Genomic DNA, 25954 nt, shown 5'->3' with positions numbered 1-25954 from the left:
GCCCGGTAGACAGCGGCAGGGGAGCGGGCCGGATTCGGCGTCGGGTCATGCCGAACTGCTAAAGTCGCACGGTCATCTGGGAGGGATCGCGTGAATGCGCTCGTGAAGGACACTGCCGTCGCCGTGGAGACGCCCGAAACCCGCATCATCGCGGCGTTGCTGGCCAAGGGCCGGCTCAAGGACGGCGACCTGGCGCGCGCGCGGCAGTTGCAGCGCGAATCCGGCGGCAGCCTGCTGGCGCTGCTGGCGCGCCTGGGCCTGGTCTCCGAGCGCGACCACGCCGAACTCAGCGCCGAGGTCCTGGGCCTGCCGCTGCTCGATGCCAAGCAATTGCCGGCCACCGCGCCGGAGAGCCTGCCCGAGGCGCAGCCGCTGTCGCTGCGCTTCCTCAAGCAGTTCCATGTGTGTCCGCTGGGCGAGCGCGACGGCGTGCTGGAACTGTGGATGGCCGATCCGCACGACACCTATGCCGCCGACGCGGTGCGCCTGGCCACCGGCCTGCAGGTGCTGCCGCGGGTCGGCCTGCGCTCGGAGATCGACGACCTGATCGAGCGCTGGTTCGGCCAGGGCCGCAGCGCGATGGGCGCGATCGTGGAAACCGCCGACGGCGACAGCGTCGCCGCCGACGACATCGAGCACCTGCGCGACCTGGCCTCCGAAGCGCCGGTGATCCGCCTGGTCAACCTGGTGATCCAGCGCGCGGTGGAACTGCGCGCCTCGGACATCCACATCGAACCGTTCGAGAGCCGGCTGAAGGTGCGCTACCGCGTCGACGGCGTGCTGATCGACGGCGAGAGCCCGCCGGCCAATCTGACCGCGGCGGTGATCAGCCGCGTCAAGATCATGGCCAAGCTCAACATCGCCGAGCGCCGCCTGCCGCAGGACGGCCGCATCATGCTACGGGTGCAGGGCAAGGAACTGGACCTGCGCGTGAGCACCGTGCCCACTGCGCACGGCGAGAGCGTGGTGATGCGCCTGCTCGACCGCGAGACCGTGGTGTTCGACTTCCACCGGCTCGGCTTCACCGATGCGTTCCTGCCGCAGTTCCGCAAGGTGCTGGAGCAGCCGCACGGCATCCTGCTGGTCACCGGCCCCACCGGCTCGGGCAAGACCACCACGCTGTACACCGCGCTGAGCCAGCTCAACACCGCCGACGTCAAGATCATCACCGTCGAAGACCCGGTCGAATACCAGATCGAGGGCATCAACCAGATCCAGGCCAAGCCGCAGATCGGCCTGGATTTCTCGCATGCGCTGCGCAGCATCGTGCGCCAGGACCCGGACATCATCATGATCGGCGAAATGCGCGACCTGGAGACGGCGCGCATCGCCATCCAGTCCGCGCTGACCGGCCACCTGGTGCTGTCCACCCTGCACACCAACAACGCCGCCGGCGGCATCACCCGCCTGCTCGACATGGGCGTGGAGGACTACCTGCTGACCTCCACCATCAACGGCATCCTGGCCCAGCGCCTGGTGCGGCGACTGGAGCCGACCCATGCCGAGCGCTATGCGGCCTCGCCAGAGGAAATCGAGAAGTTCGAACTGCGCCGGCTGCAGCCGGAAGGCGAGATCTTCCTGTACCGCCCGCGGCCCTCGGCGATCGCGCCAACCGGCTACGTCGGCCGCACCACCATCATGGAATTCCTGGTGATGAACGACGTGCTGCGGCGCGCGGTGATGCGTCACGCCGGCATGGGCGAGATCGAGCAGCTGGCGCGCGAGGCCGGCATGCGCACCATGTACGAGGACGGCCTGTGCAAGGCGCTCAGCGGTCAGACCACGATCGAGGAAGTGCTGCGCGTGACGGAGGAAACCTGATGTCGCTGCCGCGCAGGTCCGTCGCACCCGCATGCTCGTTCGGCGCGTCGCGTCGGCGCGCGCGCGATGCGGCATTGCTGTTTTCCGGGTCCCGGGTCCCGCGTCCCGGGTCCCGCGTCTGATGCCGCTCTATCGCTACAAGGCCCTGGACTCGCACGGCGAGGTCCTGGAAGGGCAGATGGAAGCCGCCAGCGAGGCGGAGGTGGCGCTGCGCCTGCAGGAGCAGGGGCACATGCCGATGCAGGCCCGGCTCGCCGCCGAGGGCGGCGGCACTTCGCTGCGCGGGCTGTTCCGGCCCAAGCCGTTCGACGGCGCGGCGCTGGTGCAGTTCACCCAGCAACTGGCGACCCTGCTCGGCGCCGGCCAGCCGCTGGACCGCGCGCTGTCGATCCTGCTCGAACTGCCCGAGGACGAACGTTCCAAGCGCACCGTCGGCGACATCCGCGACGCGGTGCGCGGCGGCGCGCCGCTGTCCACCGCGCTGGAGCGCCAGCACGGGCTGTTCTCGCGCCTGTACATCAACATGGTGCGCGCCGGCGAGGCCGGCGGCAGCCTGCACGACACCCTGCAGCGCCTGGCCGAGTACCTCGAGCGCAGCCGCGAACTGCGCGGGCGGGTGATCAACGCGCTGATCTACCCGGCGATCCTGGTCAGCGTGGTCGGCTGCGCGCTGCTGTTCCTGCTCGGCTACGTGGTGCCGCAGTTCGCGCAGATGTACGAGAGCCTGGACGTGGCGCTGCCGTGGTTCACCCAGGCGGTGCTGAGCGTGGGCCTGTTCGTGCGCGACTGGTGGATCGTGCTGCTGGTGGTGCCCGGGGTGACCCTCCTGGCGGTGGACCGCAAGCGCCGCGACCCCGCATTCCGCGCCAGTTTCGACGCCTGGCTGCTGCGCCAGCGCTTCGTCGGCGTGCTGATTTCGCGACTGGAGACGGCGCGCCTGACCCGCACCCTCGGCACCCTGTTGCGCAACGGCGTGCCGTTGCTGGCGGCGCTGGGCATCTCCCGCAACGTGCTGTCGAACCTAGCGCTGACGGCGGACGTCGGTGCCGCTGCCGACGACGTCAAGAACGGCCACGGGCTGTCGGCGTCGCTGTCCAAGGGCAAGCGCTTCCCGCGCCTGGCGCTGCAGATGATCCAGGTCGGCGAGGAATCGGGCGCGCTCGACATCATGCTGCTGAAGACCGCCGATACCTTCGAGCAGGAGACCGCCCAGGCCATCGACCGCCTGCTGGCGGCGATGGTGCCGGCGATCACCCTGGTCCTGGCCTCGGTGGTCGGTCTGGTGATCATCTCCGTCCTCGTCCCCCTCTACGACCTCACCAATGCGATTGGGTGAGGCGCCACGCTTATGCGCCATGGCGCATGTGGCGCCGAACGCCCGGCCAGAGATGGCCGGGCCGGTGGTTCCGGCGCCCGTGATGTTGCGCCATGGATGGCCGCGCGTGCGTCTGGCGCAGCGGCCGAATGAATCGAAGGAGGCCATGCGCTTGCGAACCACCGGTTCGCGCATGGCCGAACGCCCGGCCATGGATGGCCGGGCCGGTCTATCCGGAGCCGGCACTGCGACGCCATGGACGGCAGCGGCCTTGCCTGGTGCGTCCGCGCGGCGCGCCATGGCGCATGTGGCGCCGAACGCCCGGCCATGGCCGGGCCTCCGGCGGCCCTCGCGGACTGTGACGCCACGCGTTTCCGGCCGGGAACCTTCCGCCGCCGTCCCTGTCCCATTGCCAGCGGCGCCGCGCATGCCGGCCGCGGCCGTGCGTGCGCGCGGCACGGATCCTCCGCCGCCAGGTGTGACGGCGTGCGTGACGCGCCGCTGTACCGCCGGCCGGCGCCGGCTGCCATCGTCACCGTGTTCGGCTACATAGGTCTTCCACCGCAAGGATCCATGCAATGCGCACTCTCCGCCGCTCCCTCACCCGTTCCCCGTCCGCCGCACGCCAGGCGGGCATGAGCCTGCTGGAAATCATCATCGTCATCGTGCTGATCGGCGCGGTGCTGACCCTGGTCGGCAGCCGCGTGCTCGGCGGCGCCGATCGCGGCAAGGCCAACCTAGCCAAGTCGCAGATCCAGACCATGGCCGGCAAGATCGACAATTACCAGCTCGATACCGGCAAGCTGCCGTCCAAGCTCGACGACCTGGTCACCGCGCCGGGCGGCGTCAGCGGCTGGCTCGGCCCGTACGCCAAGCCGGCGGAACTGAACGACCCGTGGGGCCACCCGATCGAGTACAAGGTGCCCGGCGAAGGCCGTCCGTTCGACCTGATCAGCCTGGGCAAGGACGGCCAGCCCGGCGGCAGCAGTTACGACGCCGACATCAAGTACGAGTGATCCGGCGCCGTGATCCGGGCCCCTGCCGGCGCGCTGCGCTTCGGCGCGCCGGCGTGCGCGCCGGCTGCGCGTGCGCGCATGCGCGGCGTGTCGCTGCTGGAGATGCTGCTGGTGGTGGGCCTGATCGCGATCGCCGCGCTGCTGGCGGCCTCGGTGCTGACCGGCGGCATCGACGGCATGCGCCTGCGCTCGGCGGCCAAGGAGATCGCCTCGCAACTGCGCTACACCCGCACCCAGGCGATCGCCAGCGGCCAGCCGCAGCGCTTCCTGATCGACCCGCAGGCGCACCGCTGGCAGGCGCCCAACGGCCGCCACGGCGAGATCCCGCCGTCGCTGACGATTCGCTTCACCGGTGCGCGCCAGGCGCAGCGCCGCGACGGCGAGGGCGCGATCCAGTTCTTCGAGGACGGCGCCTCCACCGGCGGGCGCATCGACCTGCAGGCGCGCCAGGCGCGCTGGCGCGTGGATGTGACCTGGCTGACCGGCGAGGTCACGGTCGGGCGTGCACCGGACCAGGCGGGCCCATGAACCGCCAGCGCGGCTACACCCTGATCGAGGTGATCGTGGCGTTCGCGCTGTTGGCGCTGGCGCTGACCCTGCTGTTGGGCTCGCTGTCCGGTGCCGCGCGCCAGGTGCAGCGCGCCGACCAACTGAGCCGCGCCACCCTGTATGCGCAATCGCTGCTGGCGGCGCAGGGCGTGGAGCAGCCGCTGCAGCCGGGGCGCAGCCAGGGCACGCTGGACGAGGGCCGCTACCGCTGGACCCTGGACGTGGCGCCCTACGCCGACCCGCGGCGGCCGCCCGATGCCGCGGTGACGCCCGGCGCGCCGACCTTGCTGCAGTTGACCCTGCAGGTGCGCTGGGGCGATACGCCGGCGCAGGCACTGCAGTGGAAGACCCTGCGCCTGGTCGCCCCGCAAGGCAACGGGGTGCCGCAATGAACGCGCGCGCGCCGCACCGCGCCACTGCGCGCGGCTTCACCCTGATCGAAGTGCTGCTGGCCACAGTGCTGCTGGTTGGCGGCCTGACCCTGGCCTTCGCCACGCTGCGCTCGGCGATGGCGATCAGCGGCCGCGGCGAAGCGATCGCCGGCCGTAGCGAACGCATGCGCGCGGTCGAGGGTTTCCTGCGCCGGCGCCTGAGCGGCGCGCAGTCGCTGCCACTGGACATCGACACGCACACCCTGCAGCCGGTGCGCTTCGTCGGCGAACCGCAGCGCATGCAGTTCGTCGCCGATCTGCCCGAGTACCTCGGCCGCGGCGGTCCCTATCTGCACGACCTGCGGGTCAGCGGCGACGGCGATCATCGGCAACTGGCGATCGCGCTGGTGCAGGTGCAGGCCGGCAAGCAACTGGCCGAGACCCCGCCGCGTCCGCCCGAGCCGCTGGCGCGCGACCTGCGCGAGGTGCGCTTCCGCTATCGCGGCCTGGACCCGGAGCGCGGCACCATCGGCCCCTGGCAGGAGCGCTGGGAGCGCACCGACACGCTGCCGCTGCTGGTCTCGATCGAACTGCGCAGCGGCGACGGCACGGCATGGCCGCCGCTGGTGGTGGCGCTGCGCCAGGCCGGCGGCGCGGAGATGCGGCAATGAGCGCGGCACGTCTCGACCGCGGCGCCGCCCTGGTGCTGGTGCTGTGGCTGATCGCGCTGCTGACCGCCCTGATCGGCGCCTTCGCGCTGACCGCGCGTACCGAGAACCTGCAAGGCAAGGTGCTCGGCGACGGCGCCGAGGCGCAGGAGCGCGCGCGCGCCGGCCTGGAATACGCGCTGACCCGGCTCGCCGGCACCCCCACCCAGCCGGGCTGGCGCGCCGACGGGCGGCGCTACCGCTGGCAGTACGAAGGCGCCACGGTCGACCTGCGGGTCACCGACGAGAGCGGCAAGGTCGATTTGAACATGGCCGATGCACAGCTGCTGGCGGCGCTGGTGCGCGCGGTCGGCGAGGATCCGCAGCGTGCCGAGCGCATCGCCGCGGCGATCGTGGACTGGCGCGACCCGGACAACCTGACCCAGCCCAACGGCGCCGAGGACCCGGACTATGCCGCGGCCGGCCTGCCCTACGGCGCCAAGGACGCGCCGTTCGAGAGCCTGGCCGAGCTGCAGTTGGTACTGGGGATGGACCCGGAGCTATACGCCAAGCTGCTGCCCAACCTGACCCTGTACGGTGGGGTGTCGCGGCCGACGCCGGACTTCGCGCCGGGGCCGGTGCTGACCGCGCTCGGCCTGGACGCGCAGCAGGTGCTGGCGCAGCGCGAACGCACCGACCAGACCCAGCTCGGCATGGTCGGCATGGGCGGTGGCGGCACCTACAGCATCGAAAGCCGGGCGCGGCTGGGCAATGGCCGCGAGGGCGTGCTGCGTGCGGTGGTGCGCCCAGGCTCGTCGGCGCTGCCGGGCTCCGCCTACACTGTGTTGCGTTGGGAAGAAGGAACGACGGTGCGATGACGGCGTGGCGCGACACGATGGACAAACTTGGCGTACGCATCGCCCCCGGTGCGGGCGGGCTGCTGGCCTGGTGGCAGCGCTCGCTGATGGCGTGGCTGCCGCCGCGCTGGCAGCTGCAACTGGGCTGGTCGCAGGCGCGGCTGCTGCTGTGGCGCGAGGGCGAGCAGCTGATGCTGGCGCGGCAGGTCGAGTCCGAACTGGGCGCGCCGCTGGCGCTGCCGTGGCCGCTGCTGCCCGACGAACTGGAGGCATTGCTGGGGCCGCGCCTGGCGGCGTTGCCGCGGGTGTGGCTGTTGCCGGCCGAGGCGGCGCTGCAGCGCCGGTTACGGCTGCCGGCGGCGGCCGCCGAGCACCTGCGCGAGGTGGTGAAGTTCGAGATCGACCGGCAGACCCCGTTCCAGGCCGACCAAGTGATCTACGACGTGCGCGCCGAGGGCCGCCGCGACGACGCCCAGCTCGACGCCGAACTGGTGGTGGCACCGCGCCGCGTGCTGGACGACCTGCAGGCCAGCGCTGGCGCGCTGCGCCCGACCCTGGCCGGCATCGACGTCGCCGGCAGCGATGGCGCGCCGCTGGGGGTGAACCTGCTGCCGCAGGAACAGCGCCACCGCCGCGCCGACCCGATGCGGCGCTGGAACGCGATCCTCGCCGTCACCGCGTTGCTGGCGCTGTGCGCGGCCGGCTGGCAACTGCTGGACAACCGCCGCGACGCGCTGGAGCACCTGCGCACGCAGGTGGACAACGGCGCGCAGCGTGCGCGCGCGGTCGCCGCGCAGCGCCAGCAACTGATCGACCTAGTCGAAGGTGCCGCATTCTTCGACCAGTTGCGCGCCGAGCGCCCGGCCTCGGTGGAGGTCTGGAACGAACTGAGCAAGCGCCTGCCGGAGGGCACCTATCTGGAGAAGTTCTCGATCGAGGGCAACCAGTTGCAGTTGATCGGCCTCAGCAGCGAAGCCTCGTCGCTGGTCGGGCGCCTGGAAGGCTCGCCGCTGTGGCGTACGCCGTCGCTGACCGGCGTACTGCAGGCCGACCCGGGCAGCCACCGCGACCGTTTCACCCTTACCGCCGAACTGGCCGGGACCAAGCGCAAGGAGGCCGCCGATGCCGGTGCAGGTCGATAAGCGCGACCGCTGGCTGGCGCTGGGGCTGCTGCTGGCGGCGCTGGCGCTGGGCTACCTGGTGCTAGTGCACCCGTGGTGGACCGTGCCGATGCGCGAGGTCGATACGCAGATCCAGGAACTGCGCCAGCGCGAACTGCGCGTGCGCATGCAGCTGCAGCAGGCGCCGCAGGTGGCGCAACGGCTGCAGCAGGCGCAGCGCGAACTGGCCACGCGCCCGGGCTTCCTGCGCGAGACCTCGGCCGAGCTGGCCTCGGCCGGCCTGGTGCAGCGCCTGGAAAGCGCGGTGGCCACGGCCAGCCCCGGCAACCGCAGCTGCGCGATCAGCAACCGCTCGCCGCTGGCCGCCGACAATCGCAGCGACCGCTTCACCCGCGTCGCGGTGCAGGTGCGCCTGCGCTGCGGCACGCCGGAACTGGCCGCCGTGCTGCATGCGCTGGAGAGCGGCACGCCGGCGCTGTTCGTCGACAACCTCAACGTGATGGCGCAGCGCTACCAGCTCTCGCCGGGCGAGAGCGGCAACGGCCTGGACGTGGCTTTCGAACTGGCCGGCTACCTGCGTCCCAACGCGATGCCGGCGCCGCCGGCGTCCGCCACGCCGGACCCGGCTGCAGCGGCGGCACCCGCCGCGGCCACGCCGGTGATGAACGCTGGCGGTTCCGCCGGTGCCGGGCCGAGCGAGCCGGCTGCCGCGCCAGCGCCGCAGGCCGCGCCCAGCGCGACCAACCTGCCGGGCACGCCTGGCGCCGCGAATGCCGCCCCGGCGGACCTGCCGCAACAGGTGGAGGGCCGCCATGCGAATTGAAGCGATGGGCCTGCGCACCGTGTGGCTGGGCACGCTGGCGCTGTGGGGGCTGCTGGTCTGGGCCTTGGGCCTGGGCGGGCTCGGCGAGCGCGTGGCGCCCCTGCCCGACGATCCGTCCATGCTGCAGCGGCTGCCGGGCCTGCCCGCGGCGAGCACGCAGCGCCTGGGCGATTTCTCCCAGTACGGGGAGATCGCCGCGCGCCCGGTGTTCGCCGAGGACCGCCGCCCGCATCCGTTCTTCCTCAGCGCCGACAGCGGCCAATCGGCCGCGCCCAACGTACGCCTGACCGGCGTGCTGCTCACCGACGGCTTCAAGATGGCGACGCTGACCACCGAGCAGGGCGAATCGCTGCGCCTGCAGGAAGGCGGCGCCGCGGTGCAGGGCTGGCGGCTGCTGTCGTTGGCGCCGCGCCAGGCCACGGTCAGCGGTAGCGGCGGCACCCAGACCCTGGAGTTGAAGGTGTTCGACGGCAAGGGCGGGCAACCGCCGACCGTGCTCGGCCAGGCCGGGCGCGCGGCTGCCGGGCAAGGGCAGATGCCGCCGCCTGCGTCCGCGCCCAACGGCCAGTCCAACGCCACTGCGCCGCGCCCGCCGACCCAGTCCGCCCCCAACCCGGTGCCGAACCAGGCACCGACCCCGAGCGCACCCGCGCCGTCGTCGCCGGCTCCCTCGTCGGAGCAGCTGCAGGCCATCCGCGAGCGGATCGAAGCGCGGCGCCGGCAATTGCAGCAACAGCGCCAGAACAACCCCTCAGGTCAGAACCCTTGAAGAGTGATCGCATGACGCCGCGTCTGTTTTCCCTGTTCCTCGCCATCGGCCTGGTGGCCGGCTGCGCCACCACGCCCTCGCCGGACGTCCGTCGCGGCGCCGCGATCAATCCCCAGGTCGGCGCGGCCGGCAGCACCCAGAACGACGGCGAGGGCGGCCCGGCCGATCCCAATGCCTTGCCCGAGCGCGCCACCCCGGTGATCCGCCGCGGCAGCGGCACCATGATCAATTCCGCGGCCGCCGCAGCGCCAGCACCGTCGCTGGGCAACGCCAGCAGCGGCAGCGCCACCTTCAACTTCGAGGGCGAATCGCTGCAGGCGGTGGTCAAGGCCATCCTCGGCGACATGCTCGGGCAGAACTACGTGATCGCGCCGGGCGTGCAGGGCACGGTGACCCTGGCCACGCCCAAGCCGGTGTCGCCGGCGCAGGCGCTGAACCTGCTGGAGATGGTGCTGGGTTGGAACAACGCGCGCATGGTCTACAGCGGCGGCCGCTACAACATCGTCCCCGCCGACCAGGCCCTGGCCGGTACGGTGGCGCCGAGCACCGCCTCGCCGGCCAACGCGCGCGGCTTCGAGGTGCGCGTGGTGCCGCTGAAATACATCTCCGCCAGCGAGATGAAGAAGGTGCTGGAGCCGTACGCGCGGCCGAACGCCATCGTCGGCATCGACGGCTCGCGCAACGTCATCACCCTGGGTGGCACCCGCGCCGAGCTGGAGAACTACCTGCGCACCGTGCAGATCTTCGACGTCGACTGGCTGTCGGGCATGTCGGTGGGTGTGTTCCCGATCCAGTCGGGCAAGGCCGAGCAGGTCGCGGCCGACCTGGAGAAGGTGTTCGGCGAGAACAGCAAGACTCCCAGCGCCGGCATGTTCCGCTTCATGCCGCTGGAGAACGCCAACGCGGTGCTGGTGATCACCCCGCAGGCGCGCTACCTGGACCAGATCCAGGAGTGGCTGGACCGCATCGACAGCGCCGGCGGCGGCGCGCGGCTGTTCTCCTACGAACTCAAGTACATCAAGGCCAAGGACCTGGCCGACCGCCTGGCCGAAGTGTTCGGCGCCGGCGGCGGCAACCGCGGCGATTCCAACGCCTCGCTGATGCCGGGCTCGCAGATGAGCCAGTTGAACGGCGGCGGCCTGGGCGGCTTCAACGGCAGCGACAGCAGCGGCCTGGGCGGCGGCAGCTTGGGCGGGAGCCTGGGTGGCAGCAGCGACAGCCTGGGCGGCGGCAGCAGTTCTTCCGGCAGCAGCAGCGGCGGCCTCGGCAACGGCAGCCTGCAGCTGTCGCCGCGCACTGCCGGCAACGGCAGCGTGACCCTGGAAGTGCAGGGCGACAAGGTCGGCGTGTCGGCCGTGGAGGAAACCAACACCCTGCTGGTGCGCTCGACCCCGCAGGCCTGGCGCTCGATCCGCGACATAGTCGAGAAGCTCGACGTGATGCCGATGCAGGTGCACATCGAGGCGCAGGTGGCCGAGGTCAACCTGACCGGCAAGTTGCAGTATGGCGTCAACTGGTTCTTCGAGAATTCGGTCAACGCCTCTGCCGATTCCAACGTGGCCAACTCCACCGGTCTCGGACCGGGAGCAGGCTTGCCCAGTGCGCAGGGCCGCAAGATCTGGGGCGATATCGCCGGTAAGATCACCGGCAGTAGCGGCCTGGGCTGGACTTTCCTAGGCAGGAACGCCGCAGCGGTGATCACTGCTCTGGATCAGATCACCAACGTCAAGCTGCTGCAGACGCCATCGGTGTTCGTGCGCAACAACGCCGAGGCGACGCTCAATGTGGGTACGCGCATTCCGATCAATTCGGTCAGCGTCGACACCGGCCTGGGCACCGGCACTACCTACTCCTCGGTTAACTACATCGACACCGGCGTGATCCTGAAGGTGCGCCCGCGGGTGACCAAGGACGGCATGGTGTTCCTGGACATCGTGCAGGAGGTCAGCTCGCCCGGTGCGGCGCCGACAAATTGCGGCACCAGCGCTGGCACCAGCACCGCCTGCAACGTGCCGATCAACACCCGTCGGGTCAAGACCGAGGCCGCGGTGCAGAGCGGCGACACCATCATGCTCGCCGGCCTGATCAGCGACAGCACCACCGACGGCAGCAACGGTGTGCCCTACCTGAGCAAGCTGCCGGTGGTCGGTGCGCTGTTCGGACAGAAGACCCAGGACAAGAGCCGCAACGAAGTGATCGTACTGCTGACCCCGACGATCGTGCGCAACCCGCAGGAAGCGCGCAATCTCACCGACGAATACGGGCAGAAATTCGAGGCCATGAAGCCGCTGCCGGCACGCGGCAAGAAGTAAGCGGACACTCCTGTGTGCGGCTTGCTGAAACGCAGGCCGCGCACACGATCAAGTCGCTAACCGATCAAGTATCTTATGTGGATGCGGTCAGGCATGGTGGAGTGCGATCTTTGCTGTTGCGAGGCTCAATTTTGATCTGCCGCTAGGATCTCACCTTTTCTGCCTTTCAACGGAGTCTGTGGATATCCAGTCTGATGTAATGTCCTGTTTCAGTGGCGAGCAAGATGAATTACAGGAGGTTTTATGCGTAAAGAATGCGCTCTTCTGCTTTTTGCTGTTTCCGGCGTGTTGCCTTTAAGTGCGCATGCTCAAGTAGTGAACGGAGCGTTCAATAGGCCTGGTCAGCCTTGGGTATGGGAAGCCGCATTCGGCAAGTCCGGTGCTTTTTCGAGTTGCGCGAACGCGACTTACACTCAGGGTGGGGCGAGATTGGGTGGTGCCACAGAGAGTCCGGCCGATGGTTATGTGGCGGTCGTGTCGTTCGACTATAGAGGAGACGTGGGAGCGAATAATCTGTGTGGGCGCGTGTCCCAGACCTTCGTCGTTCCCGTAGCGGCGAAACTGAGCTTTGCCTACAAGATCGGGGATATCTTCCAGCCCGCATCGACTCCACGTACTTTTGAGACGGGATACCTGTACGTCACGATCAAGGATTTGGCCACAGGAGCGACGGAGTCCCTGGCTTCTTACAGCGGTAGAAACCAGGAGCAGCAAAGCTGTTCCGTGACACAGTCGTGTCCGAGGTTCAGGCAGGTGAGCAATATAGACATGTCGAAGTACGCCGGGAAGCAAGTGACGGTCACGATATCGGGCTACACATCGAACTATGTAACCAACTTGGGCGAAGTGCAGAATGTGCCTTCCATGGTGTATGTCGATAATTTTTTCGTGAATTGAGTGATGAGCAGAATATGCGCTTGATCCCGGGCTTGCAGGTGTCTGTATAGACCTGCCCATCGTGCTGCTGGCGGTCGGCGTCGACGACGTCGCGCTGGACGCCTGCCTGGGCGCGCTGGAGGCGAACACGCCGGCCGGCACCCGGGTGTGGCTGGCCGACGATGCGCAGGCCGGGCCGCGCGGCATGCGGGTGATCGAGGCCTGGCTGGCGCGTACGCGCCTGCAGGCCGACTACACGCGGCGGCCGCGCATGCTCGGCGAAGTCGCGCATGTGGACGAGATGCTGCGCGCCTGCGGCGACGCCGACGTGGCGGTGCTGGCTGCTGATGCGCAGCCCGGGCCGGGCTGGTTGCTGCAGTTGAGCGCCTGCCTTGCGCGCGATGCGGCCATCGCCAGCGCCACGCCATGGAGCAATGCCGGCGAAGCCTGCGCGTGGCCGCGGCTGGGCGAGATCAATCCGCTGCCCGAGGATCCCGAGCGCCTGGCACGGGCCTGCGCGGCCTTGCCACCGCTGCATCCGGAACTGCCGTCGGCGGTGTGCCATGCGGTGGTGCTGCGCGGGGTGGCGCGGCAGCGCGCCGGCGGCCTGGACGCCAGCAGCTATGGCTCCTGGTATGCGGCGCTGACCGACCTGTCGCTGCGCATGGCCGGGCTCGGCTGGCGCAACGTGCTGTGCGAGACCGCGCATGTCGCGAGCAGCGGCGAGGGCCGCGCCGCCGACGGCGACATGGACGCGCTGGCCACGCGCTGGCCGGCCTGGCACGCGCGCCTGGCCGGGTTCCTGATGCACGATCCGCTGCGCGCCTGCCGCGAGGAGTTGCAGCGCCTGTACGACACGCTGCCGCCACCGGATCCGCAACGCGCGCTGTTCGATGCGTAGCCTGGCGCCGCCCGACGTGCTGCGTGCGCATTGTTGGACGCAATCCGGCCGCATCTCGCTGTGGCGCTATCTCGAGAACGAGCGCAATTACCCCGGCTGGCATCTCAACGCAGATCCAGATGGATGCCATTCCCTGCTGGCCTTGCTTGATGCGTTGGTCACCGATGGCGACGGTTCACGTGCTATCGCGATCACAGCACCCACTAAGGTCGAGCTTGTCGTTCCAAACAATCGGCGCGGCCGCGCTGCGTGGGTCGCTCCGGAGAAGCTGCGCCTCACCTTCTCGACAACCGATGATCTGTGGTCGTTTCCAGCGGATCTAGCGCCGGCCGCACTCGACATTGGCGCGGTCTGGCTTGCAGCCCTGCGAGACGGGATCGACGGTATCCCGAAGGGGCGGGGAGACTATTGCATCGGCAGGGGCGATCTTCGCCTGCGGTTCTGGTGGTGACGCGGGAGCGACCCAGATGGCCATACAAGCCACTCCCGGCAGCGCGCCTGCGCGGCGATATGCAGAGTCAGCCTCATTCCGGCGGCGCGTACACGTCCACCGAGACCTCCAGCACGTCGTGGCGCCAGGACTCGATGTCGAATTCCACGGCGCGGCCGTCGGCGGCGTAGCTGACGCGTTGCAGGCGGAAGCAGGGCGTGCCGGCGGTGGATTGCAGCAATGCAGCCTGTTCCGCATCGAGCGTCGCCGGGTACATCGACAGCCGGCTGCGCGCCTGCCGCAAGCCCAGGCGTTGGGTCAGTACTGCGCTCAGCGAGCCGGCCAGGTCGTGGTCGAGCAGGTGGGGCGCCCACGCGGCGAGGATCGCGTTGGTCTCCAGCAGCACCGCGCGGCGCCCGATCCAGCGCCGGCGCCGCAGCACGAACACCTCGGCCGCGGGATCGTCCAGGTGCAGGTGCCGGGCGAGCGCCGGGCCGGCCGGCTGGCACTGCGCGGCGAGCAGTTCGGTGCGCGGCACGCCGCCCTGTGCCGCCACGTACTGCATGAAGCCGGCGATGCTGTTGGGGTCGTGGCGCACCCGCGGCGCGCTGACGAACCAGCCGCGACGGTTCTCGCGGTAGATGTGCCCGTCCGATTCGAGTTGCTGCAGGGCCTCGCGCAAGGTGATGCGGGTGCAGCCGAACAGCGCGGCCAGTTCGCGCTCCACCGGCAGGCGTTGGTCGGCACGCCATTCGCCGGCGGCGATGCGCGCCAGCAGCGCCTCGGCGATGCGTTGGCCGAAGCCGGCGGCGGTGGCGAAGCTCATGCGAAGTCCAGGGTGTGGCGAAGCGTGGCTGAAAAGACTACGCCGCCGGCAAGCCCGCGGACGCTACGTGAGCGTCTCATGGTCGCACGGTCGCTGTGCGCCGTTCGCCCCCCGACGACGGCGCGCGCTGTGCCGCTAGCCAGCGAAAAGGGAATGGCGGGTCAGGCGACGGATTGCGCGCGGCGCAGATCGACCTGCCACAGCCGCAGTCCGTACACCGCCAGCACCACGAACCCGGCGTATAGCGCGGCGGTGGGATACAGCCCCTTGTAAAGAAACACGCCGACGTAGACGCAGTCCAGCACGATCCACAGGCCCCAGTTGGCGATGCGCTTGCGCGCGGCCCAGACGCTGGCGACCACACTGAACGCCGACAGCGCCGCATCCAGCCATGGCAGCGCGGCATCGGTGTGCCGATGCATCAGCCAGCCAAGCAGCACCGCGCCGGCGGCGCCGGCCAGCAGCGAACGCACGCCTTCGCCCCACGGCAGCGGCCCGACCTGGACCTTGCCGTCGTCGCCGAGCCCTTTACTCCAGCGCCACCAGCCGTAGCCCTGCAGCACCACGTACAGGCCCTGCAGCAGCATGTCCGAGTACAGCTTCCACCGATAGAACAGCCACGCGTACAGCAACACCGCGACCACGTTGACCGGCCAGCACCAGCGCACCCGCCGCGCGGTCAGCCACACACCCAGGACGTTGACCAGCACGGCGAGCAGTTCGAGGGGAGACATGGGTGGGAAGCCGGGATTGGGGAGTGGGGAGTGGGGATTGGAGGGGGTGCGCGAGCGCGCAGCATTGCGCTCGTTTTTGTAGGAGCGGCTTCAGCCGCGATAAGCGTTACCGGGAAAGCCCGTCGCGGCTGAAGCCGCTCCTACAACGGCCCTCAGCACAGTTGGCGTTCGAAGAGGGGATGGTGAATGACGTCATCGTGGATCAAGGCATCTGAATCAGGAAATCTCGCAAACGCATGGGATCGTGGGTGTTGCACGAGCGGCTTCAGCCGCGACCGGTCAGCGGCAGCGCGTCGCGGCTGAAGCCGCTCCCACACCAGTAACGCATCCGCATCTAGCTTCGGCTTTTACCAATCCCCAATCCCGATTCCCCGATCCCGGCCCTTCAAAAATCGAACTGCAACGCCAGCCGCGCGGTCCGCGGCGCGCCGAGGAACAGATAGTCGTCGCCTTCGTAGGCGCCGACGTCGCGCCAGTAGCGCTTGTCGGTGAGGTTGTCCACGCTCAGCCGCAGCGTGGTCGGCACCGTGCCCAGTCGGGTGGCGTAGCGGGCGCCCAGGTTGTAGACGCTGTAGCCGCCGACGGCGACCTGGCCGCTGCGGTCGGCGTACTTGGCGCCGCTGTACTGCGCGCCGCCCAGCAGCGCCAGGCCGCGCACGCCGGACACGTCCCAGCTGGCCTGGGCGCTGGCGCGCAACCGCGGCACGTTCAGTGCCTGGTGGCCTTCGTCACTCGGTGTGCCGGTGCCCTCGGCGCGCGCGCGGATGCCGGCGACGCTGGCCTGCAGATGCAGCCCGGCGCCCAGCGTGCCGGCGGCGGACAGTTCGATGCCGCGGTTGTGCAGGCGGCCCTGCTGCACGAACAGGAAACTGCCGTCGGCCTGCGGCTGCGCGTACTGGTTGGCTTGGCGCATGTCGAACAGCGCCGCGCCCAGGGTCACGCCGTCGCGCTCGTACTTCATGCCGGCCTCGCGCTGGTAGGCGCTGGTGGGGGCGAGGATGCTGTCGGCGTTGCTGGCGAACCACGGCGCGGTGCCGCCCGGGGCCAGGCCCTTGGCGAAGCTGGCGTACAGCGACAGCGACGGTTGCACCTTGAACAGCAGCGCCGCCTGCGGCAGCAGCACCGAGCGGCGCGTTTGCCGGGTCAGGTTGCCGTCGCGGTCCCAGGCGCGTTCGTCGTAGCGCACCTGGCGCGCGCCCAGCAGCAGCTGCCAGGCATCGCCGATGCCGATGCGGTCGCTGGCCAGCAGGGCAGTCTGTTCGCTGTCCAGGCGCCGACGCTTGGGGCCGAGCACGGCGTCTGCCGGCGCCAGCAGCGGCGGATCGGCGTCGATGTTGCCGCTGCCGATCATTTCATTGATCGAGCCGTGGCGGTCGATGGTGCGATGCAGATAGTCGACCCCGACCTGGAACTGGTGCTGCAGCACGCCAGTGCTGGCGCTGCCGCTGGCGATCGCCTGCAGTTCGTCGTTGCGGCGGCTGTCGGCCGGGCTGCGGTAGTCGTAGATGTCGTAGTCGCCTTCGCGGCTGAAGTAGTTGGGCACCGCGTCGCCAGCGCAGCTGGCCGCGCCGTAGCAGCCCCAGGCGAAGCTGGAGTAATCGTCGATCAGCGCGCGGCTATGCGATGCGGCGACGTGTACGTTCCAGGCGTCGCTGAAGCGGTACTCGTAGCGCACCTGTGCATTCAGCGCCTCGATGCCGACCGGCTTGGACCACGGCTGGTAGGCGAGCAGGCGATGCACGGACACCCCGCTCGGCAACTGCGTGCCGCCGAGCAATTGGTAGCCCGGCACCGAGCGCTGCTGGCGGTCCTGGTATTCCACGTCCAACTGCAGGGTCGATTGCGGATCGATGTTCCAGTCGGCGGCCAGCGACAGGAAGTTGCGGTGGCCGTCGGCGTGGTCGACATAGCTGCGCAGCGTCTCGTGCGCGGCGTTGACGCGCAGGCCGAACTGGCGCTCGCTGCCGAACCAGTCGCCCAGGTCCACCGCCGCGCCGCGGCTGCCGTCGTCGTCGCCGCTCAGCACCAGGCTGCGCACGTGCTGCGGACGCTTGGTCTGGTAGTCGATCACCCCGGCCGGGGTGGTGATGCCGGACAGCACCCCGGACAGGCCCTTGAGCACCTGCACCTGCTCCTTGTTCTCCAGCGCCACGTTCTGTTCGCCGGCGATGGTCAGGCCGTTGATGCGGTAGCTGTTGGCCGCGTCGAGCGAATAGCCGCGGACCAGGAAGTTCTCGTAGTAGCCGATCGGCGCGTAGCTGTCGCCGACCGCGGCGTCGGCGCGCAGCACCTCGCTGAGCACGCGCACCTGGCGGTCGGACAGCTGGGTGCGGTCGATCGTGTCGATGGCCATCGGCGTATCCAGCAGCGGTGCATCGCCGTAGCCGCTCAGGCTGCTGCGGTTGTGCGGCTGGCGGCCCTGCACGTTGACGGCGTCCAGGTCGACCGGGGTCTGCGTCGCGGCGGATGCCGGCGCTGCGTCGGCGGCCAGGGCCGGCAGCGGCAGCGCGATGGCCAGCGCCAGCGTGAGAGCGTGCGGGGCGGGGAAGCGGCGGGTGGGAAGCATGCGGGACGACCTCGGGCAAACGAAACGAAAGAGGGAAGCGGCACGCCCGCGCAGTGCGCGGACGACAGGCGTGACGGTGTCGAGACGGCGGTTCATGGCGCGGCCGCGGCGCGCCGCTGCAGATGTCGCAGCAGGCGCTGGCCCTCGTCCTCGCCATACCAGGCGGCGTGGCCGAGCAGGTAGCGGCGGTAGGCGATCTCGGCGTGCGCATCCGAGCCGGTAATGCCGGCGAAGTACTCGATCTCGCTGAGTGCGAAATCGGCATGCACCAGCGGCAGCAGCGCAGTCAGCAAGCGCAGTTGCGCCGCGTCCAGCGGCAGCAGCGAGGCGTAACCCTGCAGCAGCGCGTCGAGCTGGTCGAGGTCGGCGACCGCGCTGCCGCCGTCGTCCAATTGCAGCCACGGGATCAGGTTGCGTTCGATCGCGGTGGCCAGGTCGAACAGGGCGAAGGTGCGGTCGGTCAGGCCGAAATCGAACACTGCGCTGACCGTGCTGGCCGGGCCATGGCCGCGCCACAGCAGGTTGGAGGCATGCCAGTCGCCGTGCGTCCACAGCGCCGGCGGCGGTGTCTGCAGCAGCGGCCAGGCCTGCGCGTGCCAGGGCAGCAGGTGCGCGCGCAGGTCGTCCTGCCAGTCGCGTTGCTGCAGCCACGCCGCCAGCGCCGGGCGCCGCGCCAGGTCGTGTTGCAGCGCCTGCAACGGCTGCGGCTGGACGAACAGGCGCAGGTTGGCGACCAGCACAGTGGTGGTGCGCGGCGGCGCCGCGTAACTGGCGGCGGCGCGGTGCAGCGCGGCCAGCGCGCGGCCGGCTGCGGCGGCATGGGCGGTGTCGGCGAACGGCGTCCACGACATCGCCTCGCGGTAGCGGTCCTCGCCCTCGCCGGCGCGCAGCACTTCGTAGGTCCAGTGGCCGCGCCGCACCGCGCTGGCGCCGTCGCGGTCGCGCAGCACCTCCGGCACCGGCATGCCGCGCGCGCGCAGGTGGGCGATGAAGGCGTGCTCTTCGCCGAGCGCGTGCAGGTCGCGCACGCGGCGATGGTGGCGCTTGACGAACAGCGTGCCCGCGGTGGTCTCGACCTCCGCCGCCGCCGAGAACGGACGCGGACTGTGCCAGCGCAGGGCGCGCAGGCGACCGGGCACGGGGTACTGCTGCAGCAGCGCCTCCACCTCGCCGTCGGACAGCGGCGGCCAGTCGGCCACGACGGTCTGCGTGCCCATGCCGTGCATCTGGTGGCGGGCGCTCATGCGCGCGCCTCGTGGCGTCGGCGCGACCCAGTGCGCCACGTTGGCGGCTGCATGCCGGGCATGCAATGCGCTGCGGCGCGGCTTTCGCGGATGGTTGGTCTAGACCAGGAGCGGGGAGGCCTGGCGGAGGGCCCGGTCGCGCGATCGGGAGCGGGGACGGTGGCGCCGCCGGCATCTCGGCATGCGCGCGGGCTCAGGTGGCGCGCGCGGTGTGCGGGGTGGGGCGGCAGCCTGGGACAGGAAACAACGCTGACCGGCATCTGCACTGGGCGAAGGAGAGGGCACGGATCGCTCCGTCTCCCGCACGCGCGGGGCCGCAGGCGGCCGCGCAGCGCACGGGGCGCAGAGTATGCGCGGCAATCGCCGCCGCCGCCATGCCCGCCGCGCGCGTGGCGGGCGGCGCATGCGGGAGACATGCGGGATAATTGGCGGATGAGCGAACAGCAGATAGCCGTGGTGGTGGTGACCTACGAGAGCGGCAGCACCATCGATGCCTGTCTGCAGCGGTTGCGCGCGGCGGCCGAAGTGGCGCAGATCCGGGTGATCGACAACGCCTCGCGCGACGACACCCTGGCGGTGGTGCAACGGCATGCGCTGGACGATGCGCGGGTGCGCTTCATCGCCAATCCCGACAACCCCGGCTTCGCCACCGCCTGCAACCAGGGCGCCGCGGCCAGCGACGCGCCGTGGCTGGCCTTCGTCAATCCCGACCTGATGGTCGAGCCCGACACCCTGGCCCAACTGCGCGCGCAGGCCGCCGCGCTCGGCGAGGCGCTGCTGGGCGTGGAGCAGGTCGACGAGCACGGCCGCGCCGACGCCGCGGTGCGGCGCCGCGATCCGGACTTCGCGGCGATGCTGCGGCATCCGCTGGCCGGCTCGCGGCTGGCGCTGGCGGCCGACCCGGCGCAGCCGCTGCAGCCGGTACCGGCGTTGTCCGGTGCGCTGATGCTGTTGCCGCGTGCGCTGTTCGCGCGCATTGGCGGTTGGGACGCCGGTTACCGGCTGCATGCCGAGGACCTGGACCTGTGCCGCCGCGCGCGCCAGGCCGGGGCCACGGTGGCGGTGCTGAACACCCTGCGCGTGCTGCACGTACGCGGCGTGTCCAGCCGCAAGCGGCCGTGGTTCGTCGAGTGGCACAAGCACCGCGGCCTGTGGCGCTACTTCCGCAAGTTCGAGGCACCGACCCGGGCCTGGCCGGTGCGGGTGGCAGTGTGGGCGGTGATCTGGCTGCATGCCTGGGTCACCTTCGCCCGGCTGTGCTGGCGCCGCCCAGGCTGAACGAAATCGGCCGCGTTGCGCGCGCGTGCGGCATAGCAACATAAATTCGCTATATTGGGAAGTGCGTCACTTAACAAATGGCGTGTTCCGCCGATTTCCTCCCTGGGCCGCGTCTGCTTTTCCGGTTCGGGGAACCCCCACCAGGAACTCAACCATGCATGATTTCGATGGCGTGCGTCCGCGCACCCGCGCGCGCGCTTGCGCGGCCGCTATGCCCATGCCTGCTGCTGGCAGCGCCACGCCTGCGCGCCGCGCGCGGCTGGCGCTGGCGCTGCTCGCGCTGGCCGCCGGTCCCTGCTACGCCAGCGCCTGGGTCGACGAGGCCGGCCACGGGCTGGTGATCCTCAAAGCCAGCCACACCGATGGCGGCGCGGTGTTCAACAGCCACGGCCAGTCCGGCAACTTCCCCGATGCCGGGCGCAGCCGCCAGGACCAGCTCAATCTCTACGGCGAATACGCGCTGACTTCGGACCTGACCCTGGTCGGCAACTTCTATTTCAGCAAGGTCGGCTACCGCAACGACAGCGGCTATGGCGATCGCCACAGCAGCGGCTGGTCGGATCAGGAAATCGGCCTGCGCTACCGGCTCGACCCGGACGGCCGCGACGGTCCCTGGCAGGGCGCGCTGCAGGTGCTGGCACTGGTCCCCGGCTACGCGCGCCAGCGCGACGGTGAGCGGCCGGCGCTGGGCCAGGGCGACTACGGCGCCGAACTGCGCTACAGCGTCGGCCGCGGCTACCGGCTGGGCGAGCACGACGGTTATGTCGATCTGGGCACGGCGGTGCGCCTGCGCGGCGGCGATGCCTCCGACGAGGCGCGGCTGGACCTGTCCAGCGGCGTGGCGCTGGCGCCGCGCTGGATGCTGATCGGCGAGTTCAACGTGATCCAGAGCCTGGGCAACGGCAAGGGGCCGAACCGGATCTACGCGCCCGGCGACAACACGCCGATCCGCGGCAACAACTTCGATTTCAGCAAGCTGCAGGCCTCGGTGCTGTACACGCTGCCCGGGGGCACGCAGCTGCAGCTCGGCTACCAGCAGCCGGTGGCCGGGCGCAACACCGGCGGCGCGGGCGGCCCGTTCGTCGCCGCCTGGTGGCGGTTCTAACCGTGTCCGGCGAACACGACAGCGCCGCCGCCGAGGCGAGCGTGCCCGGCCGGCTCGGGCGGCTGGCGACCGAGGGCGGTCTGCAGGTGCCGATCGGCGAGGCCTTGGTCGCCGCGGGGGTGATCGACCCGCCGCTGCTGCAGAACGCGCTGGCCCTGCAGGCGCGCTGGCGCTCGCGCCTGGGCGACGTGGTGCTGGCCCAGCGCGGGGTCGCGCCGCTGCGCTTCTACACCGTGCTGGCGCAGCATTTCGGGCTGAACTTCGTCAATCTGCTCAAGCAGCCGATCGACCCGGCGCTGTTCCAGCCGGAGCGGCTGGCCGACTACGCGCAGCGCCTGGTGCTGCCGTGGCGCGAGGAGGACGGCCAACTCGTGCTGGCGGTGGCCGATCCCGGCCCGGAGATCTTCGCCTGGGCGCGCGCCACCTACGGCGAGCAGGTGCGCTTCGTCGGCACCTCCAAGTTCGACATCGTCTGGAGCCTGCAGCAGCACGCCGACGCGCAGCTCACCCACGACGCGCTGAACCTGCTGGCCGAACACGCGCCGGAGCATTCGGCGCGGCAGGTGATCACCCGCGCGCAGTCCGCCTTCCTGGTGGCGCTGACCGTGGTGCTGGCCGCGGCGCTGGCGCTGTGGCCGCTGGTCACGCTGATCGCGCTCAACACGCTGATCGCGGTGGCGTTCCTGGCCACCTTCGGGCTGAAGCTGGTGCTGGCCTGGCGCGGCGCGCGGCGCCGCATCGACATCAAGGTCAGCGACGAGGAAGTGGCCGCGCTCGGCGACGAGGACCTGCCGGTCTACACGGTGCTGGTGCCGATGTACAAGGAACCGGACGTGCTGCCGATCCTGGCCAATGCGCTGCGCCGGCTCGACTATCCCACCTCCAAGCTGGACGTGAAGCTGGTGCTGGAGGCCGACGATACCGAGACCATCGAGGCGGCCAAGGCGCTGGGCCTGGAGGCGTTCTTCGAGATCATCCGGGTGCCGCCGTCGCAGCCCAAGACCAAGCCCAAGGCCTGCAACTACGCGCTGCGCTTCGCCCGCGGGCAGATGCTCACCATCTACGACGCCGAGGACAAGCCGGAGCCGGACCAGCTCAAGCGCGTGGTCGCCGCGTTCCGCAAGTCGCCGGCCGACGTGGCCTGCATCCAGGCGCGGCTGAACTACTACAACGCCGACGAGAACTGGCTCACGCGCATGTTCACGCTGGAATACACGTTGTGGTTCGACTTCTACCTGCCGGCGCTGGAGACCCTGCGCATCCCGATCCCGCTCGGCGGCACCTCCAACCACTTCCGCCTGGACATCCTGCGCAAGGTCCACGCCTGGGACCCGTACAACGTCACCGAGGACGCCGACCTGGGCGTGCGCCTGACCCAGCAGGGCTACCGCGTCAGCGTGGTCAACTCGACCACGTTCGAGGAAGCCAACGTCAGCATCCCCAACTGGATTCGGCAGCGCTCGCGCTGGCTCAAGGGCTACATGCAGACGTGGCTGGTGCACATGCGCAACCCGCTGCAGTTGTACCGCTCCACCGGCGCGCGCGGGTTCTGGGGCTTCCAGCTGTTCGTCGGCGGCACCTTCTTCACCGCGCTGGCCGCGCCGCTGATGTGGCTGAGCTACGGGCTGTGGCTGGCGGTCGGGTCGAAGTTCTTCGATCCGTTCTTCCCGCCGGCGCTGCTGTACCTGAGCCTGCTCAACCTGCTGCTCGGCAACGGCTTCCTGATCTACATGACCCTGGTGGCGGCGTTCAAGCGCGACTACTTCCGCCTGGCGCCCTACGCGCTGACCGTGCCGCTGTACTGGCTGCTGCAGTCCATCGCCGCCTACAAGGGCCTGTGGCAGCTCATCCGCAACCCGTTCTACTGGGAAAAGACCACCCATGGCATCAGCAAGCACATGGCCGAAGAGCGCCGCGCCGCGCTCGACGACTGACGCGCCGCGCCGCGCGCGCGGCACCGCGGTGTTCGTGTGCACCGCGGCGCTGCTGGCGCTGCTGTGCCACCGGCTGCTCGCGCACGGCTACATGAGCGACGACGCGATGGCGCAGTACGCCAAGCTGTTGCTGTTGCGCGACGCGGCCGGCTTCCGCATCGAGTACCTGGGCTTCCTGTACGCGCAGGCCTCGCTGTACCTGGGCGTGCTGATCGGCGGCCTGCCGGGGCTGTCCACGCCGCTGCTGCCGTACCTGGTCGACGTGCTGGCCGGGGCGACTCTGGTGACCCTGCTGTGGCGCGACATCGCCGCCGGGCTGGGCCGCGGCTGGGCCTGGGCGCTGAGCGCCGGGCTGGTGGTCCAGCCGTTCTTCCTGTGGCCGACCCTGTCCGGCAACAACCAGGGCCTGGGCCTGCTGGTGTTCTACGTGGCCGCGCGCGCGCTGCGCCACTTCCGCGACGATCCGGAAGCCTTCGCCTACCTGCGCCTGGCCGCGAGCCTGTGCCTGCTGTTCTTCGTCGACGAGCGCGCCTGCTTCCTGGCGGTGGGGCTGGCGCCGTGGCTGTTCCTGATCGCGCCGCCGCGCCTGATGCGGCAGGCGCCGCTGGCCTTCTACCTGGTGTGCTACCTGCCGTTCCTGTTCGCGGTGGCGGCCTGGATGTACCTCAACTACATGTTCTTCGGCGACCCGCTGCTGTTCGTGCGCGACGCCAATTCCGCCTTCCGCGGCATCTATGCGCAGGCGGCGCTGCAGCCGTGGCTGCAGCAGGCCGCGGCGCAGCCGTGGTGGCCGCCGCTGTGGCTGCTGCTGGCCGGGATGGTCAGCGCGCCGCTGTTGCTGCTGCTGCGCCACACCCGCACCGGCGACACCTGGCGCAGCGTGCTGGCCGCCACCGCCACGGTGATCGGCGCCGGCACGCTGGCCACCTGGGCGCGCTTCACTGCGCAGCCGCTGGACTTCCTGGCCCTGCTGCTGGTGCCGGTGGCGCTGGTGCTGGGCGACCTGCGCCGCGACCTGCGCTGGCTGGGCCTGGCGTTGCTGCTGGCCGGCGCGGTGTCCAGCGGCTGGGTGATCGCCCGCACCGCCACCTCCACCACCCGCGACTGGATCGCCGCGCTGCAGGCGCCGGCAGCGCCGCGCCATGCCGACGCCGCGCAGTTGGGGGCGTGGCTGGCCGAGGCGCGGTTGCCGACCCTGCTCGACGATCGCGCCAGTTATCCGGTGATCGTCGCCCGCGGCGACGCCAAGCAACTGATCCTGCCGTTCGATCCGCGCTTCAAGCAGGCGCTGGTCGATCCACGGAAGATGCCGGACCAGGTGGTGGTGAGCGACCCTGCCAGCCAGACCGGTGCCCTGGACAGCCTCAACCGGCGCTTCCCGCAGCTATGGCAACAGGGCCTGCCGGGCTACAGTCTGGTCTACCACCAGGGCATCTACCGGGTATGGCGCCGATCGCCGTAAGATTGCTGGCCGCCTTGCTGCTGGCGCTGAGCGCCGGCGGCTGCAGTGCGGCGCCCGCACCGCCGTGGATGGGTGCCAACGTCAAGGTGTCGCCCAGCGCGCCGTGGGGCAGCAACGCGGCACAGCAGTCGCTGCAGCAGCTGGCCGATGCCGGCGCCTCGCGCGCGCTGCTGGTCGCCTTCGTCTGGCAGGCGTCGCCGCAGTCCTCGGCGCCGGTGTTGGGCAGTGACAGCAGTCCTGCGCTGATCCGCGCCGGATTGCGGCAGATGCGTGCGGCCGGCCTGCAGCCGGTGCTGAAGGTGCATCTGTGGATTCCCGGGCACTGGGCCGGCGAGGCCGCGCCGGCCGATCGCGACGCCTGGTTCGCCGCCTACCGGCGCGCGCTGCTGCAACTGGCCCAGGTCGCCGCCGAAGAGCGCGCCAGCGCGCTGATCGTCGGCACCGAACTGCGCCAGTTGCAGGATGCGCCGCAGTGGCCGGCGCTGCTGGCGGCGGTGCGCCAGGTCTATCGCGGCCCGATCGGCTACGTCGCCGACGGCCTGGAGCAGGCCGAGCGCTTCGGCTATTGGGACCGTTTCGATTTTGTCGGTACCAGCCTGTACCCGGCGCTGGCCGCGGCGCCGGCGCAGCGGCGCGCGCAGATGCATGCGGCGGCGGCGCGGGTGCAGGCGCTGGGCGAACGCAGCGGCCGCCCGGTGTGGGTGGCCGAACTCGGCTTGCGCTCGGCGCGCGGCAGCCTCGCCGCGCCGTGGGAAAGCCCGGAGCAGCGCAGCGCCGAAGTCGACACGGCGCTGCAGGCGCAGGTGCTGCGCGAGTGGCGCGATGTACTCGACGCGCAGCCGCGCATCGCCGGCATCGCGCTGTGGTGCTGGTACACCGATCCGGGCGCCGGCGGCGCCCGCGACAGCGATTTCACCGTGCAGCACAAGCCGGCGCAGGCGGTGCTGAAGCGTTGAGGTGTGCGGCCGCATTGCGACGCGCGCAACCGGCGACAACG

The 25954-nt window shown here is 70.4% G+C and carries 22 protein-coding genes and 1 pseudogene; 19 read left to right on the top strand and 4 right to left on the bottom strand.

The window, feature by feature from the left end; translation table 11 throughout:
* Window positions 1-90 precede the first annotated feature (90 nt).
* From gspE to GGR64_RS05915, 14 genes and pseudogenes are all read left to right on the top strand, one after another.
* A complete protein-coding gene (gene gspE, locus GGR64_RS05980; protein ID WP_184644550.1) occupies window positions 91-1821 on the top strand; it encodes a type II secretion system ATPase GspE in 1731 nt (576 codons plus the stop codon).
* Between the two features lie 121 nt (window positions 1822-1942).
* Window positions 1943-3157, top strand: coding sequence for a type II secretion system F family protein (locus GGR64_RS05975; RefSeq protein ID WP_160970274.1), 1215 nt, complete (start codon window positions 1943-1945; stop codon window positions 3155-3157).
* Between the two features lie 557 nt (window positions 3158-3714).
* Window positions 3715-4152, top strand: a complete 438-nt coding sequence (gene gspG, locus GGR64_RS05970; RefSeq protein WP_048492274.1) for a type II secretion system major pseudopilin GspG — start codon at window positions 3715-3717, stop codon at window positions 4150-4152.
* Between the two features lie 78 nt (window positions 4153-4230).
* Window positions 4231-4680: a GspH/FimT family pseudopilin gene (locus tag GGR64_RS05965; protein ID WP_039726527.1), complete on the top strand. Its 450-nt coding sequence runs from the start codon at window positions 4231-4233 to the stop codon at window positions 4678-4680.
* Complete coding sequence (locus GGR64_RS05960) at window positions 4677-5093, top strand: prepilin-type N-terminal cleavage/methylation domain-containing protein (protein WP_184448413.1); 417 nt, start codon at window positions 4677-4679, stop codon at window positions 5091-5093. Before GGR64_RS05965 ends, GGR64_RS05960 begins: the two co-directional genes overlap by 4 nt.
* Window positions 5090-5743, top strand: a complete 654-nt coding sequence (locus tag GGR64_RS05955) for a type II secretion system protein J (protein ID WP_160970280.1) — start codon at window positions 5090-5092, stop codon at window positions 5741-5743. Before GGR64_RS05960 ends, GGR64_RS05955 begins: the two co-directional genes overlap by 4 nt.
* Entirely contained in the window at window positions 5740-6597 is an 858-nt protein-coding gene (locus GGR64_RS05950) for a type II secretion system protein GspK (RefSeq protein WP_184644548.1), read from the top strand. The genes GGR64_RS05955 and GGR64_RS05950 overlap by 4 nt, the downstream gene beginning before the upstream one ends.
* The gene (locus GGR64_RS05945) at window positions 6594-7718 is read left to right on the top strand and encodes a PilN domain-containing protein (protein ID WP_160970284.1); all 1125 of its coding nucleotides are present in this window, start codon (window positions 6594-6596) and stop codon (window positions 7716-7718) included. Before GGR64_RS05950 ends, GGR64_RS05945 begins: the two co-directional genes overlap by 4 nt.
* Window positions 7699-8340: pseudogene (gspM, locus tag GGR64_RS05940) on the top strand (type II secretion system protein GspM); the annotation flags it as partial. The gene GGR64_RS05945 and the pseudogene gspM, both read left to right, overlap by 20 nt.
* Before the next feature lie 169 nt (window positions 8341-8509).
* Complete coding sequence (gene xpsN / locus GGR64_RS05935; protein ID WP_184644546.1) at window positions 8510-9289, top strand: type II secretion system protein XpsN; 780 nt, start codon at window positions 8510-8512, stop codon at window positions 9287-9289.
* An 11-nt stretch (window positions 9290-9300) separates the two neighbouring features.
* Window positions 9301-11601, top strand: a complete 2301-nt coding sequence (gene gspD / locus GGR64_RS05930) for a type II secretion system secretin GspD (protein WP_184644544.1) — start codon at window positions 9301-9303, stop codon at window positions 11599-11601.
* Between the two features lie 243 nt (window positions 11602-11844).
* On the top strand, window positions 11845-12498 hold the full coding sequence (locus GGR64_RS05925; RefSeq protein ID WP_184448408.1) for a hypothetical protein: 654 nt from the start codon (window positions 11845-11847) through the stop codon (window positions 12496-12498).
* A gap of 46 nt (window positions 12499-12544) precedes the next feature.
* The gene (locus tag GGR64_RS05920) at window positions 12545-13378 is read left to right on the top strand and encodes a glycosyltransferase (protein ID WP_160970302.1); all 834 of its coding nucleotides are present in this window, start codon (window positions 12545-12547) and stop codon (window positions 13376-13378) included.
* Window positions 13371-13829, top strand: a complete 459-nt coding sequence (locus tag GGR64_RS05915) for a hypothetical protein (RefSeq protein WP_184644542.1) — start codon at window positions 13371-13373, stop codon at window positions 13827-13829. Before GGR64_RS05920 ends, GGR64_RS05915 begins: the two co-directional genes overlap by 8 nt.
* Before the next feature lie 73 nt (window positions 13830-13902).
* On the opposite strand, the gene GGR64_RS05910 is transcribed toward GGR64_RS05915, so the two are convergent.
* From GGR64_RS05910 to GGR64_RS05895, 4 genes are all read right to left on the bottom strand, one after another.
* A complete protein-coding gene (locus GGR64_RS05910) occupies window positions 13903-14634 on the bottom strand; it encodes a UTRA domain-containing protein (protein ID WP_184644540.1) in 732 nt (243 codons plus the stop codon).
* A 161-nt stretch (window positions 14635-14795) separates the two neighbouring features.
* A complete protein-coding gene (pnuC, locus tag GGR64_RS05905) occupies window positions 14796-15368 on the bottom strand; it encodes a nicotinamide riboside transporter PnuC (protein ID WP_184644538.1) in 573 nt (190 codons plus the stop codon).
* Window positions 15369-15753: 385 nt separating this feature from the next.
* A complete protein-coding gene (locus GGR64_RS05900; RefSeq protein WP_184644536.1) occupies window positions 15754-17934 on the bottom strand; it encodes a TonB-dependent siderophore receptor in 2181 nt (726 codons plus the stop codon).
* A gap of 92 nt (window positions 17935-18026) precedes the next feature.
* On the bottom strand, window positions 18027-19178 hold the full coding sequence (locus GGR64_RS05895) for a phosphotransferase (protein ID WP_160970677.1): 1152 nt from the start codon (window positions 19176-19178) through the stop codon (window positions 18027-18029).
* 432 nt (window positions 19179-19610) lie between these two features.
* Here GGR64_RS05895 and GGR64_RS05890 point away from each other — a divergent pair, with 432 nt between their 5' ends.
* The 5 genes from GGR64_RS05890 to GGR64_RS05870 all read left to right on the top strand — a co-directional run bounded on the left by GGR64_RS05890 (window position 19611) and on the right by GGR64_RS05870 (window position 25913).
* Window positions 19611-20456 carry a glycosyltransferase family 2 protein gene (locus GGR64_RS05890; protein WP_184448403.1) on the top strand — a complete coding sequence of 282 codons (846 nt, stop codon included), beginning with the start codon at window positions 19611-19613 and terminating at the stop codon, window positions 20454-20456.
* Between the two features lie 154 nt (window positions 20457-20610).
* The gene (locus GGR64_RS05885) at window positions 20611-21561 is read left to right on the top strand and encodes a hypothetical protein (RefSeq protein WP_184644534.1); all 951 of its coding nucleotides are present in this window, start codon (window positions 20611-20613) and stop codon (window positions 21559-21561) included.
* A gap of 41 nt (window positions 21562-21602) precedes the next feature.
* Window positions 21603-23495: a glycosyltransferase family 2 protein gene (locus tag GGR64_RS05880; protein ID WP_326520320.1), complete on the top strand. Its 1893-nt coding sequence runs from the start codon at window positions 21603-21605 to the stop codon at window positions 23493-23495.
* Entirely contained in the window at window positions 23443-24957 is a 1515-nt protein-coding gene (locus GGR64_RS05875) for a hypothetical protein (RefSeq protein ID WP_184644532.1), read from the top strand. The genes GGR64_RS05880 and GGR64_RS05875 overlap by 53 nt, the downstream gene beginning before the upstream one ends.
* Entirely contained in the window at window positions 24948-25913 is a 966-nt protein-coding gene (locus GGR64_RS05870; RefSeq protein ID WP_160970708.1) for a glycosidase-like protein, read from the top strand. Before GGR64_RS05875 ends, GGR64_RS05870 begins: the two co-directional genes overlap by 10 nt.
* Window positions 25914-25954 lie beyond the last annotated feature (41 nt).

Source organism: Xanthomonas sp. 3307 (assembly GCF_014199735.1).
Lineage (GTDB): Bacteria > Pseudomonadota > Gammaproteobacteria > Xanthomonadales > Xanthomonadaceae > Xanthomonas_A > Xanthomonas_A rydalmerensis.
This window is presented reverse-complemented; position numbering and strand designations above follow the sequence as displayed.

What these genes read in the sequence shown, in the direction of transcription:
- GGR64_RS05975 (WP_160970274.1), top strand. Translation starts at nt 1,943, where the DNA reads ATGCCGCTCTATCGCTACAAGGCCCTGGACTCGCACGGCGAGGTCCTG.
- gspG (WP_048492274.1), top strand. Translation starts at nt 3,715, where the DNA reads ATGCGCACTCTCCGCCGCTCCCTCACCCGTTCCCCGTCCGCCGCACGC.
- GGR64_RS05965 (WP_039726527.1), top strand. Translation starts at nt 4,231, where the DNA reads ATGCGCGGCGTGTCGCTGCTGGAGATGCTGCTGGTGGTGGGCCTGATC.
- GGR64_RS05960 (WP_184448413.1), top strand. Translation starts at nt 4,677, where the DNA reads ATGAACCGCCAGCGCGGCTACACCCTGATCGAGGTGATCGTGGCGTTC.
- GGR64_RS05955 (WP_160970280.1), top strand. Translation starts at nt 5,090, where the DNA reads ATGAACGCGCGCGCGCCGCACCGCGCCACTGCGCGCGGCTTCACCCTG.
- GGR64_RS05950 (WP_184644548.1), top strand. Translation starts at nt 5,740, where the DNA reads ATGAGCGCGGCACGTCTCGACCGCGGCGCCGCCCTGGTGCTGGTGCTG.
- GGR64_RS05945 (WP_160970284.1), top strand. Translation starts at nt 6,594, where the DNA reads ATGACGGCGTGGCGCGACACGATGGACAAACTTGGCGTACGCATCGCC.
- xpsN (WP_184644546.1), top strand. Translation starts at nt 8,510, where the DNA reads ATGCGAATTGAAGCGATGGGCCTGCGCACCGTGTGGCTGGGCACGCTG.
- gspD (WP_184644544.1), top strand. Translation starts at nt 9,301, where the DNA reads ATGACGCCGCGTCTGTTTTCCCTGTTCCTCGCCATCGGCCTGGTGGCC.
- GGR64_RS05925 (WP_184448408.1), top strand. Translation starts at nt 11,845, where the DNA reads ATGCGTAAAGAATGCGCTCTTCTGCTTTTTGCTGTTTCCGGCGTGTTG.
- GGR64_RS05915 (WP_184644542.1), top strand. Translation starts at nt 13,371, where the DNA reads ATGCGTAGCCTGGCGCCGCCCGACGTGCTGCGTGCGCATTGTTGGACG.
- GGR64_RS05910 (WP_184644540.1), bottom strand. Translation starts at nt 14,634, where the DNA reads ATGAGCTTCGCCACCGCCGCCGGCTTCGGCCAACGCATCGCCGAGGCG.
- pnuC (WP_184644538.1), bottom strand. Translation starts at nt 15,368, where the DNA reads ATGTCTCCCCTCGAACTGCTCGCCGTGCTGGTCAACGTCCTGGGTGTG.
- GGR64_RS05900 (WP_184644536.1), bottom strand. Translation starts at nt 17,934, where the DNA reads ATGCTTCCCACCCGCCGCTTCCCCGCCCCGCACGCTCTCACGCTGGCG.
- GGR64_RS05895 (WP_160970677.1), bottom strand. Translation starts at nt 19,178, where the DNA reads ATGAGCGCCCGCCACCAGATGCACGGCATGGGCACGCAGACCGTCGTG.
- GGR64_RS05890 (WP_184448403.1), top strand. Translation starts at nt 19,611, where the DNA reads ATGAGCGAACAGCAGATAGCCGTGGTGGTGGTGACCTACGAGAGCGGC.
- GGR64_RS05885 (WP_184644534.1), top strand. Translation starts at nt 20,611, where the DNA reads ATGCATGATTTCGATGGCGTGCGTCCGCGCACCCGCGCGCGCGCTTGC.
- GGR64_RS05875 (WP_184644532.1), top strand. Translation starts at nt 23,443, where the DNA reads ATGGCATCAGCAAGCACATGGCCGAAGAGCGCCGCGCCGCGCTCGACG.